Source organism: Stutzerimonas sp. VN223-3 (assembly GCF_045999685.1).
GTDB classification, from domain to species: Bacteria; Pseudomonadota; Gammaproteobacteria; order Pseudomonadales; family Pseudomonadaceae; genus Stutzerimonas; species Stutzerimonas stutzeri_AR.
The window spans coordinates 157,417-170,571 of record NZ_RBEC01000002.1 but is presented as its reverse complement, the minus strand read 5'-3'; the positions used below and the strand labels follow the sequence as shown (position 1 = coordinate 170,571).

General features: G+C 62.0%; 11 protein-coding genes. 4 read left to right on the top strand and 7 right to left on the bottom strand.

What is annotated here, in order from left to right:
• Nucleotides 1–10: 10 nt before the first annotated feature.
• The 3 genes from algC to coaBC form a co-directional block, all read right to left on the bottom strand.
• The gene (algC, locus tag D7241_RS09605) at nucleotides 11–1,402 is read right to left on the bottom strand and encodes a phosphomannomutase/phosphoglucomutase (RefSeq protein WP_408102309.1); all 1,392 of its coding nucleotides are present in this window, start codon (nucleotides 1,400–1,402) and stop codon (nucleotides 11–13) included.
• Nucleotides 1,403–2,632: 1,230 nt separating this feature from the next.
• The gene (gene dut, locus D7241_RS09600; protein ID WP_408101332.1) at nucleotides 2,633–3,088 is read right to left on the bottom strand and encodes a dUTP diphosphatase; all 456 of its coding nucleotides are present in this window, start codon (nucleotides 3,086–3,088) and stop codon (nucleotides 2,633–2,635) included.
• 1 nt (nucleotide 3,089) lies between these two features.
• On the bottom strand, nucleotides 3,090–4,298 hold the full coding sequence (gene coaBC, locus D7241_RS09595) for a bifunctional phosphopantothenoylcysteine decarboxylase/phosphopantothenate--cysteine ligase CoaBC (RefSeq protein WP_255979918.1): 1,209 nt from the start codon (nucleotides 4,296–4,298) through the stop codon (nucleotides 3,090–3,092).
• Nucleotides 4,299–4,418: 120 nt separating this feature from the next.
• On the opposite strand from coaBC, the gene radC reads away from it, so the two are divergent.
• Nucleotides 4,419–5,093 carry a DNA repair protein RadC gene (gene radC, locus D7241_RS09590; protein ID WP_408101331.1) on the top strand — a complete coding sequence of 225 codons (675 nt, stop codon included), beginning with the start codon at nucleotides 4,419–4,421 and terminating at the stop codon, nucleotides 5,091–5,093.
• Nucleotides 5,094–5,103: 10 nt separating this feature from the next.
• Here the strand turns inward: radC and D7241_RS09585 are convergent, their stop codons facing one another.
• Together D7241_RS09585 and D7241_RS09580 are read right to left on the bottom strand one after the other, a co-directional pair.
• On the bottom strand, nucleotides 5,104–6,444 hold the full coding sequence (locus tag D7241_RS09585) for a hypothetical protein (protein WP_408101330.1): 1,341 nt from the start codon (nucleotides 6,442–6,444) through the stop codon (nucleotides 5,104–5,106).
• Complete coding sequence (locus D7241_RS09580) at nucleotides 6,441–6,611, bottom strand: hypothetical protein (RefSeq protein ID WP_408101329.1); 171 nt, start codon at nucleotides 6,609–6,611, stop codon at nucleotides 6,441–6,443. Before D7241_RS09580 ends, D7241_RS09585 begins: the two co-directional genes overlap by 4 nt.
• 160 nt (nucleotides 6,612–6,771) lie before the next feature.
• On the opposite strand from D7241_RS09580, the gene D7241_RS09575 reads away from it, so the two are divergent.
• The 3 genes from D7241_RS09575 to D7241_RS09565 all read left to right on the top strand — a co-directional run bounded on the left by D7241_RS09575 (nucleotide 6,772) and on the right by D7241_RS09565 (nucleotide 10,669).
• Nucleotides 6,772–8,289, top strand: a complete 1,518-nt coding sequence (locus tag D7241_RS09575) for a 3-hydroxyacyl-CoA dehydrogenase (RefSeq protein ID WP_408101328.1) — start codon at nucleotides 6,772–6,774, stop codon at nucleotides 8,287–8,289.
• Nucleotides 8,290–8,456: 167 nt separating this feature from the next.
• Nucleotides 8,457–10,025 (top strand): methyl-accepting chemotaxis protein, encoded by a 1,569-nt coding sequence (locus D7241_RS09570; protein ID WP_408101327.1) that lies wholly within the window; start codon nucleotides 8,457–8,459, stop codon nucleotides 10,023–10,025.
• A 119-nt stretch (nucleotides 10,026–10,144) separates the two neighbouring features.
• Nucleotides 10,145–10,669, top strand: coding sequence for a DUF962 domain-containing protein (locus D7241_RS09565; protein WP_408101326.1), 525 nt, complete (start codon nucleotides 10,145–10,147; stop codon nucleotides 10,667–10,669).
• 4 nt (nucleotides 10,670–10,673) lie between these two features.
• Here the strand turns inward: D7241_RS09565 and D7241_RS09560 are convergent, their stop codons facing one another.
• Both D7241_RS09560 and D7241_RS09555 read right to left on the bottom strand, forming a co-directional pair.
• Entirely contained in the window at nucleotides 10,674–11,420 is a 747-nt protein-coding gene (locus tag D7241_RS09560; RefSeq protein WP_408101325.1) for a hypothetical protein, read from the bottom strand.
• 174 nt (nucleotides 11,421–11,594) lie between these two features.
• Nucleotides 11,595–13,145 (bottom strand): phospholipase D family protein, encoded by a 1,551-nt coding sequence (locus D7241_RS09555; protein WP_408101324.1) that lies wholly within the window; start codon nucleotides 13,143–13,145, stop codon nucleotides 11,595–11,597.
• Nucleotides 13,146–13,155: the final 10 nt, after the last annotated feature.

Genomic DNA, 13,155 nt, shown 5'->3' with positions numbered 1-13,155 from the left:
GCAAATCAGATCAGAACGGCAGGGTGAGGTCGGGCGCGACAGTATAAAGCTGTGCGCGGAAGACTTCTTGTATGCGCTTGAGCTCTTCCTCGTTTTCGGCCTCGAAACGCAGCACCAGAACCGGCGTGGTATTGGACGCGCGCACCAGGCCCCAGCCTTTCGGATAGTCGACACGAACGCCGTCGAGCGTGGTGATGTTGGCCTCGCCCCACTGAGCGTCGCGATGCAGTGCTTCGATGATGGTGAACTTGCTTTCCTCGGTGACCTTGATGTTGATTTCCGGTGTGGAAAGGTCGTTGGGGAAGGCTGCAAAGACCTGCTCGGCAGGGCGCTTGTCCTGGCTGAGGATTTCCAGCAGGCGCACGGCACTGTAAATACCATCATCGAAGCCGTACCAGCGCTCCTTGAAGAAGATGTGTCCGCTCATCTCGCCGGCCAGCAGGGCGCCAGTTTCTTTCATCTTCTTCTTGATCAACGAGTGACCGGTCTTCCACATCACCGGGCGGCCGCCATAGCCACTGATCAATGGAGTCAGACGACGCGTGCATTTGACGTCGAAGATGATGTCCGCCCCTGGGTTGCGTGACACCACGTCCTTGGCAAACAGCATCAGCAAGCGATCCGGGTAGACCACCGTGCCCGCGTTGGTCACTACACCGACGCGGTCGCCGTCACCGTCGAAGGCCAGGCCCAGATCGGCATTTTCCGATTTGACCTTGGCAATCAGGTCTTCGAGGTTCTCCAGCTTGCCCGGATCCGGGTGATGGTTGGGGAAGTTGCCGTCGACATCGCAGAACAGCGGGATGACCTTGCAGCCTAGTGACTCGATCAGTTGGGGAGCGATGACGCCAGCGACGCCGTTGCCGCAGTCGACCACGACCTTGAGCGGTTTGGCCAGCGCGATATCGTCGCGGATGCGCTTGAAATAGCTTTCCAGTACGTCGATCTGCTCGGCCTGGCCGACGCCCTCAGCGAGGTCGCCGGTCTCGATGCGCTGGCGCAGCACCTGGATCTGTTCATTGGCGAGGGTATCGCCGGCAATGACGATCTTGAAGCCGTTGTAGTCCGGCGGGTTGTGGCTACCGGTCAGCATCACGCCGGATTTGCCGGCCAGCACGTTGGCTGCGTAGTAGAGAACCGGGGTCGGTACCATGCCGACGTCGCTAACGCTGCAACCGCTGTCCACCAGGCCCTGGATCAGGTGCTGTACCAGTTCCGGTCCGGACAGGCGGCCATCACGGCCAACCGATACATTCGGCTCACCCTTGGCAAGGCTTTCGGAGCCGACCGCGCGGCCTACCCAGTAAGCGGTTTCGTTGGTCAGAGTGTCGCCGACAACCCCACGGATGTCGTAGGCACGAAAAATACTGGCGGGCAGTTGTGGGGCTTTGGGGGCGCTCATTGCGGTTTCTCGCTCCTTGGTATCGAGGCCAAGCCAGTCCTGGTCCTCGTCGAGAATGTCGATGTCGAGAATATCGTTATCCTGGAATACTGGATCGACGTACTCGGCGGATTGGGGTTGCCGAACCGCTGGCTGCGGTGTGGCCGACGCTTTGGTCGGCGCCATTCCGGCGGTGCGGAGCGGCAGACGGACCAGACTCTTGGCTAGCGCATCAAGCGCTGGCAGTCTCAAAGTCGGTGTTTTGATGGCCTTGCCGTTGGAGAGTTCCTGCACCATCTGGCCCAAATGCATGACATCTTCACGAAGCCGCCGCTGCTGTGCGCTGAGCACCAGCTGCAAGCCGAGCAGAAGACCGCAAAGTGCTGCCAGGGCCGCGGCGAGCAACAAAAGCGGTGATAGTGTTGCGGCACCCAAGCTCGCACTGGGCAGGAAGCTGAGTTTCCAGTTCGGATTGCCGCTGGACAGCGTTGTCGTCTTGCTTTCGATTCCCGCGCCGCCCCGTTGTGCGAGCAGTTGCGCGGGCGCGCTATTGAATTGCTGAACCAGGCGTAGCTGGCCGGCCTCGGCGGGCAATTTCGGGAGCGTAGCCAGGAACCGCTCCAGACTGGTGACCAGCAGCAGCGTGCCCTCGGCCGGTTGTTGCGCAGACGAGCGTAGCGCGACAGCACTATAGAGCAGCCAGCGGTTATCGACCTTGAACGCTTCGGGCGCTGGCGGCTCGCCGTTTTCGGCACGTTGCAACAGGTCCAGCGCGGCGAAGTTCAGCGGTCCGGGACGATCCGGGTTCTGCCGGGCCTGGCCGCGCAAGCTGAGATGCGCATCGACCACACCGTCGCGGTAGCCAAGTTCACGTTCAGCGGCACGTATCCGCTCGGGCTGCTCGCTGCGCAGCGCCTCGAGAAGCTGGGGGTCGCTGGCGGCGGCACGAGTATTTTCAGCCAGTTGACGAAGGGCTTGCTCGACCGCCGAGGCCTGGCTTTGGCCCCAGGCCTGCGTCAGTTCGGCAGCATGCTGCTGCTGGCTGCTTTGGTGCCCCATCCAGAGCAATGCGCCAGCGATGGCGAGGCCCAGCAAGCCTGGCAGCAGCCCCGGCATCAAAGTATTGAGCCCGGCGCTACGGCGTGTTGGGGATGATGTGGTGTCGGCGGGATTGAGTACGCCGGTGTCCTTGGCGGTGCGCTTGAAGAGTTTCATGGAGCTCCTCGGATCGTCCTGAAAGGCGGGTATGGCTCAATGGCTGCCGGAGTGACCGAAGCCGCCCGCGCCGCGATCGCTGCTATCGAATTCATTCACCAGCTCGAACTGTGCCTGGATCACTGGCACCAGCATGAGCTGCGCGATGCGCTCGCCAACCGCGATCTCGAATCGGGTCTGGCCGCGGTTCCAGCAGGAGACCATCAGCTCGCCCTGGTAGTCGGAGTCGATCAGGCCGACCAGATTACCGAGCACGATGCCATGCTTGTGACCGAGCCCCGAACGCGGCAGAACCAGCGCCGCGAGATTCGGGTCGGCGATATGGATCGACAGCCCGGTGGGGATGAGCAGGGTCTGGCCCGGCTCGAGGGTGGTGTCGGCTTGCAGCATGGCGCGCAGGTCGAGGCCGGCGGAACCGCTGGTGGCATAGGCGGGCAGGGGGAAATCCCGGCCAAGGCGTGGGTCGAGAATTTTCGCTTGGAGTTTGTGCATGTTAGGCCTGATGAAAACGGTCGGCGATGAAGGCGATCAGCTGACGGGCGATATGCCCTTTGCTGGCCTGGCTGAAACGGGTTTCGTGCTGCTGACGGTCGATTACCGTGACGGCATTTTCTTCGCTGTTGAAGCCGATGCTGGGATTGGCGACGTCGTTGGCAACGATCAAATCGAGATTCTTGTCACGTAGCTTGCGTGTGGCGTACTCCAGCAGATTCTCGGTTTCGGCCGCAAAACCGACGCTGAACGGGCGATCTTCGCGGCCGGCCAGAGTGGCGAGAATATCGGGATTGCGGACCATCTGCAGAAGCAAACCATCACCTTTGGTAGGGTCTTTCTTCAGTTTGTGCGGCGCGACCACTTCCGGACGGTAGTCCGCAACGGCGGCGGCGGCGATGAAGAGGTCGCAAGGCATCGCCGCTTCGCAGGCGGCGAGCATGTCGCGGGCGCTGACAACATCGATGCGCTGCACCCGATCGGGTGTCGGCAGAAATACCGGGCCCGCTACCAGCGTCACGCGAGCACCGGCTTCGGCGGCGGCTTCGGCCAAGGCAAAGCCCATCTTGCCGGAGCTGTGATTGGTGATGTAACGCACCGGATCGATGTTTTCCTGGGTCGGGCCAGCAGTGATCAGCAAATGCTGGCCGGTCAACAGACTGCGTTCGAAGCAGTCGGCGGCAGCCTGAGCTAGATCATCCGCTTCCATCATCCGGCCCATGCCGACGTCGCCACAGGCCTGGCTGCCTGCTGCGGGGCCGAACATGCGAATGCCCCTTTGCTGTAGCAGCGCATGGTTTGCCTGAGTCGCGGGGTCGGCCCACATCGCCTGATTCATCGCCGGTGCCAGAGCAACCGGTGCGTTGGTGGCCAGTACCAGCGTGGTCAGTAAGTCGTTGGCGATGCCTTGGGCCAGGCGCGCCATGAGATCCGCAGTGGCGGGTGCGACCAGAATCAAGTCGGCCCAGCGGGCCAGCTCGATATGCCCCATGGCGGCCTCGGCGGCGGGGTCGAGCAGATCCAGATGAACCGGGTGGCCGGAAAGCGCCTGAAGCGTCAGCGGGGTGATGAATTCGCGACCGCCACTGGTCATCACGACGCGCACTTCGGCGCCCTGGTCGCGGAGCCGGCGAACCAGCTCGGCACTCTTGTAGGCGGCGATGCCGCCGCCGACGCCCAGGACGATGCGTTTACGATAAAGCCGCTGCATAGGCCTGCCTTGTTACGGGTGAGAACTGGTTCCGGCGGGGGCCGGTTGCCGTCGATAAAAGGCCGTTAAGATAGCACAGCGCCCTCACAGGACGAGGGGCACGCTCAACATGGAGGTGACATGAGCATTCGTGACTGGCCCGCGGCGGAACGTCCGCGGGAAAAGCTTCTGGAGCAGGGCGCGGCGGCCTTGTCCGACGCGGAACTGCTGGCGATATTTCTGCGCACCGGGGTGGCCGGCAAGAGCGCGGTTGATCTCGCCAGACATCTACTCAGCGAGTTCGGCAGCCTGCGCGCGCTGCTGGAAAGCGATCTTGAGCAGTTCAGCAGCCATCTGGGGCTGGGGCCAGCCAAGTTCGCCCAGCTGCAAGCGGTGCTGGAAATGGCCAGGCGGCACCTGGCCGAGCGCATTCGTCGCGATTCGGCACTGGAAAGCCCGCAGGCAGTACGCGATTACCTCAAGGCGCGGCTGCGGCACGAGCCGCACGAACTCTTCGCCTGCCTGTTTCTCGATTCGAAGCACCGCGTGCTGGCCTTCGAAGTGTTGTTCCACGGCACTATCGATGGTGCCAGCGTCTATCCGCGGCAAGTGGTCAAGCGCGCACTGGCACAGAACGCGGCGGCCGTCATCCTGACCCACAATCACCCCTCGGGTGTCGCCGAGCCCAGCCAGGCTGATCGGCAACTGACCCGCAAGCTCACCGACGCATTGGCGCTGATCGATGTGCGGGTGCTCGATCACTTCATCGTCGGCGATGGCGAGCCGCTGTCCATGGCCGAGTACGGCTGGATGTGAGCGGCGCTGCTCATGCCAGCAGCGGTACCAGCAGCAGTGGCAGCAGTACGCTCAGCACGAAGCGGCCATTCCAGCCGACGGCGATGCGCCAGGGCGAAAGCTGGGCGTGGCGAGCCAATAGAAGGGCGGATGGGCCATAGGGCGATAGCAACATCGCCAAGGAAAAGCCGAACAGCAGCGCCACCGCCGGCTGCATCACCGCGACGCCCTGACTCGCCAGCTGCGCCAGCAGGGCCGCGCAAATGTTCAGCGAGATCAGCGGCGCTACGCCCAGCAGCGCCAGCACGATGATTACCAGCGTACCGAACGCACCCAGCGCGAACAGCACAAGGGGAGTGGCGCCGAGATGATCGGACAGGTGATGCACCGGCAACACCGCGGCGACCAGGCCGGCCAGCAACGCCGAGCTGGCGAAAATAAAGGTCTCGTTACGCATGCCAATGAGGGTATCGCTGACTTCGCCGAATACCTGGCGTGGCGCTATCCGCTGCCAGAGCAGAATTGTGATTACGGCGAGCGGCACTAGCAGCATCGCTGCCTGAGTGGCGGAAAGCCAGGTCAGTGCAGCCAACATGGCGATCAGCACGATACCGATCAGGCTGCCGACGAGCAGACCCCGGAAGCTGCCACGCGCCTGCTCCGAATGTGTCTGAGGTTCGGAAGCAGGATGGGCCAGTTGCTGCAAACGACGATTCTCTGCCGGCCAGCCGAACAGCAGCAGAAGCACGCCGCCGAGTAGCCCGAACGGCAATAGCGCGCTCCAGCTCAGTCCCGGTATTTCACGAGTAAGGATGGCCACCGCGACGCTGGTGGGTGCCAGCAAGGGCACCAGCGCGAAACCGCGCAGCGAGGTAACCATTACCCCGCGTCTACCTTCGCGACGCTGGGTGTCGCTATAGGGGCGCCGCTCGAGGTGGCGTTCCAGCGAACCGCAGATCAGATTGAGCATGCCGAAGCTCAGGATCGAACTGATCGCAAACGTGCTCATCAGATAACCGGGATAGAGCCAGGTACGTGGCCCTGCCAATAACAGGCGATGCAGCTCGCTGAGCTGATGCAATCGTTTGACCAGGCAATGCATCAAACCCAATGCGCCGATGAACGCAGCGTAATAAGCGGCCGAGGACAACATGCGCGCACCCTGTTGCCAGTTCGCTTCGCCGGTCAGCAGCCAGTAGCCGAGCAATGCCAGGGTGACGACGCCGAGCCGACGCGGGTAAGGCATCAGCGAACGCCAATGCCAGACGAAGAAAACCGCTAGCAGAGCACCGCTGATGACGCTCAGCGGCTGCAGTTGGGTCGTCAGGGCCAGCAGCTCGAAGAGTAGTGCCAGCGGCAATAACGCGGTCATCGAGCTAACAGCTCTCGTTGCCGGGCGCCACGTTTGAACACGCTCTCGCCGAAGGCAATGAGTCGAACGATCTCCTCCAGCAGCTCGCAGCCGATGCGCTGAAAGAGGCTGGTGCCGGAGGCTTGAGCCTGTTGCAGCAGGGCGAGGGAATAGTCGGACGTATGCATGGCGCTCGGTCACGGATGGCTTGCGTAGGAGACTGGCAGTCTTTAGGCTTTCGGTCAATTGAGGCGGAATATTATTTCGCAGTGCGAAATATCACTTCTAATAACAACCCAAGACAGACGTACCCAAGACAGACGCAACGCATCCATTGAGGAGGTTCGCATGTTTTCCCGTATTGGCATTATCGGCGCCGGCGCCATGGGGCGCGGCATCGCGCAATTGTTTGCCAGCGCTGGGCAGCAGGTCTGGTTGTATGACAGTCGTCCCGACGCCATCGAGCAGGCGTTGCAATTCAACCGGGAGCTGCTTGAACGCAGCGTTGCCAAGGGGCGATTGAGTGCTGACGAGCTATCGGCAATTCAGAAACGCATGCAGCCGGCCCATCAACTGGCTGAGTTGTCTGGCTGCGACCTGCTCATCGAAGCTATCGTCGAAAATCTCGAGGCGAAGCAGAGCCTGTTCGTCGAGCTGGAAAGCCTGATCGCCGCCGACGCCGTGCTTGCAACCAATACCTCGTCGTTATCGGTGACCCGCATCGCCAGCGCCTGTACGCGTCCCGAGCGGGTGGCCGGCTTCCACTTCTTCAATCCGGTGACGTTGATGAAGCTCGTCGAGGTGGTCCGCGGCGAGCGCACCGAGCCGATGGTCATCGAGCGGCTGGTCCAGCTGGCCGAGCATGCCGGACATTTCCCGGCAATCACTCCCGACACTCCCGGTTTTCTCGTCAACCATGCCGGTCGCGCCTATGGCACCGAGGCCCAGCGGATTCTCAGCGAGGGCATCGCTACCCCGGAGCAGATCGATCGAATCCTGCGCGACGGTCCGGGTTTCCGCATGGGGCCGTTCGAGCTGTTCGATCTGACCGGCCTGGACATCTCCCATGCCGTGATGGAGTCGGTGCACGACCAGTTCTATTACGACCCGCGCTACACCCCGTCCTATCTCGCTGCGCAACGGGTTGCAGCGGGTTTGCTCGGACGCAAGACCGGTCAGGGTTTCTATCGTTATCAGGATGGCCAGCAGATTCGCTCGCCGGAACCCCGCTTCGAGCCGGTGAGCATCGATAGACCGTTCTGGCTCGACAGCATCGAGCCCGAGCTCCGCGGGCGCGTCGGTGCGCTCTTGCAGCAAGCCGGCGCCGTGCTCGAAGACGGCGCGGAACCATCGGACCAGGCCATCTGCTTGATCACGCCATTGGGTGAGGACGCCAGCAACTGCGTCGAGCGATTGGCGCTCCCGGCGGTGCGCACCATTGCGCTGGACTCGTTCAGCGATTTCGATAAGCGCCGCGTACTGATGCGTCAGCCAGCACTCGACCCGGCGCTGGAAGCACAGGCACGTCAGGCGCTGGGTGCCGATGGCGTACCGGTGGAAGTGATCAATGACTCGCCGGGCTTCGTCAGCCAGCGAATCGTCGCCAGCATCGTCAATCTTGGCTGCGAAATTGCGCAGAAGGGTATCGCCTCGCCGGATACGCTCGATCGCGCCGTGCAGCTTGCGCTGGGTTATCCGAAGGGGCCGCTGGGGTTTGCCGAGCACTACAGTCCGGCGCGAATCCTCACCATCCTGGAAGCCATGCAGGCCTGTTACGGCAACGAACCACGCTATCGACCGAGCCCTTGGTTACGACGGCGCGTGCAGCTCGGCCTGCCGCTGGCTGCGCCGGATCTGCCGCGCTGACGCCAAGATGTCAGCGCGGGAATTCTGTGAAAACGGAGGGATTTAAGCTTCACAGTATGCTGCCGCTAACTCGGTAAGCCCGGCCATTTGCCACTAATGAGCTACTGTTCATTGGTAGCGAGATGGTTACAAAAACCGTGTTACCGGATGACAACAAGAGGCCACCGATGCGCCCTGCCTTCCGTCTTTATCCCAAGGCCTGTCTGATCCACGCGGCGGCGTTGCTGGGACTGCTGCTGTTTTATAGATGGATGGAGCTGCCGTTCTACCTGACGGCAGTCTCGATTCTGCTGCTCGGCCTGTGGCCCTGGCTAGGTCCGTGGCGCCACCAGGCCTGCGAGCTGACGAATGATGGTTCTGATACTCAGAGCTCTAACGACCTGAGCAAAAACCTTTCGCGACACACATGCCACAACGCACTGGCCGCCGCTCAGGTGTCTTTCAGTGCCGAGCAGCTCGCCGTACGTCTGCAATCCCAGCTAGCAGCGATCAGCGAAATCGCCAGCGGCGCCGAGGCGATGACCGCAACCGAGCAAGACAGTGCCGCCCGCGCGCGGCAAGCCTTGGAAGCGGCCGAAGCGGTACGGCGCAGCAGCGACAGCGGGCGTGCAGGACTGCAGCACGCGATCGAACGCATGCAACAGCTCAGCGCGCAGACCGAAGCCAGCCGCGGATTGCTCGACGGGCTTTCGGCGCGTACCGAAGAGATCCGTCGAATCACCGATGTGATTCAGTCCATCGCCAGTCAGACCAACCTGCTCGCGCTCAATGCCGCCATCGAGGCGGCGCGTGCCGGCGACGCTGGGCGTGGCTTTGCGGTCGTGGCCGACGAGGTGCGCAATCTGGCCGGCCGCACCAGCAGCGCCACCGAAGAAGTCGGACGGATGGTCAGCGATATCGGTGAACAAAGCGCTGCGGTGGTCAGCCATATCCAGAAGCAGGCCAGCGAGCTCGACGAAGCCGCAGCGCAGATAGCCCAGACCGGAACCCAGCTCACCGGCATCGCCGACCTGGCCGGGAATGTCGAAACCCAGGTGGCGGAAATCACCTCAGGCACCACGAGCAATCATGACCGATTAGCTCAGCTATTTGTCGCACTGGACCAGCTGCGCGGCGACGCCCTCGAAAGCGAGACTCAGACTCGCCAACTGGAGCAGGCGGCCGAGAAACTCGTCGGTCAGGCCGAAGCCGTCAGCGAACAGCTCGCCGAAGTGCAACTCGACGACTATCACCAGCACATTTTCGACTTGGCGCGTGAGGGCTCGGCAGCCATCAGTGCGCGCTTCGAGGCCGATCTGGACGCCGGTCGGCTGACGATCGATGACCTCTTTGACCGCAATTACCAGGCGCAGCCCGGCACCAATCCGACTCGATATCACACGCGCTTCGACCGCTACGCTGACGAAGTTCTGCCGGCCGTCCAGGAACCTCTGCTTGGGCGTAACGATGCGCTGGTTTACGCCATCGCCACCACGCCGGGCGGCTACGTGCCGACCCACAATCGCGCCTTCAGCCAGCCGCCGGTTGGCGACCCGGCGATCGATATGGTCAAAAGCCGCAGCAAACGCTTGTTCAATGACCGCACTGGCGCTCGCTGCGGCAGTCACGAGCGCAAGGTGTTGTTGCAGACCTACAGTCGCGACACCGGCGAGTTGATGCACGATATCTCGGTGCCGATCATGGTCCGCGGTCGGCACTGGGGCGGTCTGCGCCTGGGTTATCGCCCCGAGCCTTAGCTCGTGCGGAGGTGCGTTGGCAAAAGCGCCTTGATCTTTGGCACTCGCCCGCCACTCATGGCCGCCCGGTGCGCCGAAAGGATGGCTAAGCTTGTAGCTGAGGCCACCCGGAGCTAGTCATGAAAACGCTGACCGATCATCTGTCGCAATACGCCGCCTATCATCGCGACCCGCGCAATCTGCTCAGCCATTTCATCGGCATTCCGATGATCGTGTTGGCGGTCGCGGTGTTGCTGTCGCGTCCCGGCATGGAGCTGTCCGGTATCTGGGTGAGCCCGGCGGCGCTGGTCGCTCTCGCCGCGGGGTTGTTCTATCTGCGGCTCGATCTGCGTTATGCGCTGCTTATGAGTCTGGTGTTGTTGCTCTGCGTCTGGGCGGGCGCATTGCTGGCGCGGCAGTCGACAGCCGTCTGGCTGACTCTGGGTATCGGATTATTTGTGGTGGGCTGGATTATCCAGTTCGTCGGCCACTACTTCGAAGGACGCAAACCGGCCTTCGTCGATGATCTGACCGGGCTGATCATCGGACCGCTGTTCGTCGCGGCCGAGCTGGGCTTCCTGCTCGGCTTGCGTGAGCCGCTGCGTCAGGCCATCGAGGCGCGGGTTGGGCCGGTGCGGCTGCGCCAGCGCACGGTCGATGCCTGATGACTTAGGGCGCGAGCGCCATCCACTGTTCGCTGAGACTGCGTGCGTGACGATCGACCATGATCGGCGCGAAGGCGCGTCCTGAGGCCGTATTGAAGCTGTTGTTGCCGCTGTTCATATCTTCGAGTGCGACCTTGAGAAAGTCCCAACGGGTTTTCAGCTTGGCAACGGCTGGATTCGATTTGGCGTCCAATGCCGCGAGCTGCTCGTCGATTGACGGCACCAAGCGCCGCTCATCCTGGCCGAGGTAGGTATCCGGTTGCTCGCGTGCGATTTCGAAAGACCCGACATAGGCTCGGCTGAGGTACTGAACGGCGAGATATTCCACCTTGGCCGGTAGCTCGGCGCGGAAATCGGCGCCCTGCTGGCTGCGCACGGCGGTGAGGAAGTCGCGTAGCGCCTTGCTCATCTGCAATGGCCAGCCCCACGGCATGTCGTCTTCCTCATAGCCGAATCCGGCGCCTTCGCGCAGCGTGGCCTGAAGAATCTGATGCAATTCACGCAGTTCGTTGCTGGCGCCAGAAAAGCCCGTTACCGTGGCGTTCAGCGCCTGGAGGTCGCTTTCCATGCGCGCCAGATGCGCTTTCTGAAAGCCCTCGCCGCGGTAGAGCAGAAAACTGCTGGTGGCGCGGTTGGCATGTATCTGCATGCTTTCCAGCGCGGTGAAGGATTGAGCCTGGGCGGAATTGAGCAATGCCGGGAACCAGCTCGCCAGCAAGGCCAGCGTCCATATCCATTTGCAATGACGCATTGTCGCGCTCCTTTTTATTTTTATAGAAGCAAGTGCCGTATGGGACGGCGACACCGCAGTAGCCTAACCAGCTGATGGCACGTCGGTATCACACCAAAGAATGAATTAGCTTGGAGAGGCCGGTTGGCAGGCCGCCTTGGCCTTTTTGTCGCCAACTATGACCGTTCCGGCTGACTAGAGCATGCGCTCCAGCCCGATCAGCTGACTGAACCAGGCATTGAAACGGCGCCAGTTGCCGCCCGGTTCATCTAACAGAACCTTTCGTTGGCCCTCGTCTTCGGCGATCCAGATCAGCTGTTCACGACCGTTGCGCTCGATCAGCCGCACCTCGTAACTGATCGCGGGCGAGGTGCCTTCAAGGGTTAGCTGATGTACTTCGCTGGCCAGTTCGGGACTATGAATCAGAATGCCGACTTCGGTATTCCAGAGCACCGAGCGGGGATCGAGATTCAGCGAGCCGAGAAATACGTTCTCCTGGTCAAATACGGCGGCCTTGCTATGCAGGCTGGACTCGGATTCACCGATCAGGTTGTAGGACGTTTCCTGGTCCGGTTGCCGGCGCAGTTCGAATAGCCGTACGCCGGCCTTCAATAGCCTGGCGCGATAAGGCGCATAACCGCCATGGACCGCAGGGACGTCGGTGGCTTCGAGGGCATTGGTCAGTATTTTGATGGCGACGCCGTCTCTGGCGTGCCCGGCCAGATAATCGACGCCCTCATCGGTCGGCACGAAATAGGCCGAAACCAGGGTCATCGAGCGCCGGACCGCGTCCATGCTTGGTTGCAGCTGGGTAGTGAGCAGCAGCTTCTCGTCCGGAATCCCGTCTGCTTCGATCTTGTCCGGGTGGTCCCATAGCGCCTCGCCTGGCGCCCAGATCAGCTCGTTCAGCCAGCTATCGAGCAACGGTTCCTGCAGCGGTCCCATCAGATGTTGATAACGCTGGCTGTCCTTGTCTCGCTCGCTCCGCAGATATCCTGCGATCTTCCGACGCGCTTCGTTCAACTCGTCGACGCTGGGCGGATGCCGCAGAAAATGCTGGATCGGTACGCTCAGGTCATGGTTCCAGTACAGGTCGAAACTGCCTGCCAGCTGTTCGGCGACCGGGCCGGCGGCGAGCAGGTCGATGTCGGTGAAATTGAAGCGCTGATCGGCATCGAAATATTCGTCACCCAGGTTGCGGCCGCCGATGATCGCCAGGCTGCTGTCGGCCAGCATGAGCTTGTTGTGCATGCGCCGATGCTGCTGTGAAAGATGAAGCAGACGTCCGAGGGAGCGGGTGACGATGTTGCTGCGCCCGATGTGCAGCGGGTTGAAGACTCGGATGAGAATGTTCGGGTGAGCTGCCAGCGTCGCGATCTGGTAATCGCTGCCGTCGCTGGTGGTGTCATCGAGTAAAAGTCGGACCCTGACGCCGCGGTCTGCGGCCTTGATCAGCTCATCGATCAGCGCGCGGGTGCTGAGACCGTCGTGGACGATGTAGTACTGCACATCGAGGCTTGTCTCGGCCTGGCGAATCATTTCCATGCGCGCCGAGAACGCTTCGGAGCTCTCGGACAACAGACGAAAGCCGGAGTCGCCCGCAGGCTGATCGGCAGCAATCGACTCGATTCGTTGGGCCAGTTCCGAACCGTGGTTCGGTAGCCTATAGGACGGGGTCGTGGGGACAACGTGGCCGGCGCATCCAGCCAGCAACAGCATCGCCACAAGCAGCAGACGCATGCGCAAGGTCACTCCT

Excerpts from the sequence above, each read along its gene's own strand:
- D7241_RS09570 (WP_408101327.1), top strand. The coding sequence starts at position 8,457 with ATGCGCCCTGCCTTCCGTCTTTATCCCAAGGCCTGTCTGATCCACGCG.
- D7241_RS09580 (WP_408101329.1), bottom strand. The coding sequence starts at position 6,611 with ATGCATACGTCCGACTATTCCCTCGCCCTGCTGCAACAGGCTCAAGCC.
- algC (WP_408102309.1), bottom strand. The coding sequence starts at position 1,402 with ATGAGCGCCCCCAAAGCCCCACAACTGCCCGCCAGTATTTTTCGTGCC.
- D7241_RS09585 (WP_408101330.1), bottom strand. The coding sequence starts at position 6,444 with ATGACCGCGTTATTGCCGCTGGCACTACTCTTCGAGCTGCTGGCCCTG.
- D7241_RS09575 (WP_408101328.1), top strand. The coding sequence starts at position 6,772 with ATGTTTTCCCGTATTGGCATTATCGGCGCCGGCGCCATGGGGCGCGGC.
- radC (WP_408101331.1), top strand. The coding sequence starts at position 4,419 with ATGAGCATTCGTGACTGGCCCGCGGCGGAACGTCCGCGGGAAAAGCTT.
- coaBC (WP_255979918.1), bottom strand. The coding sequence starts at position 4,298 with ATGCAGCGGCTTTATCGTAAACGCATCGTCCTGGGCGTCGGCGGCGGC.
- D7241_RS09560 (WP_408101325.1), bottom strand. The coding sequence starts at position 11,420 with ATGCGTCATTGCAAATGGATATGGACGCTGGCCTTGCTGGCGAGCTGG.
- D7241_RS09565 (WP_408101326.1), top strand. The coding sequence starts at position 10,145 with ATGAAAACGCTGACCGATCATCTGTCGCAATACGCCGCCTATCATCGC.
- dut (WP_408101332.1), bottom strand. The coding sequence starts at position 3,088 with ATGCACAAACTCCAAGCGAAAATTCTCGACCCACGCCTTGGCCGGGAT.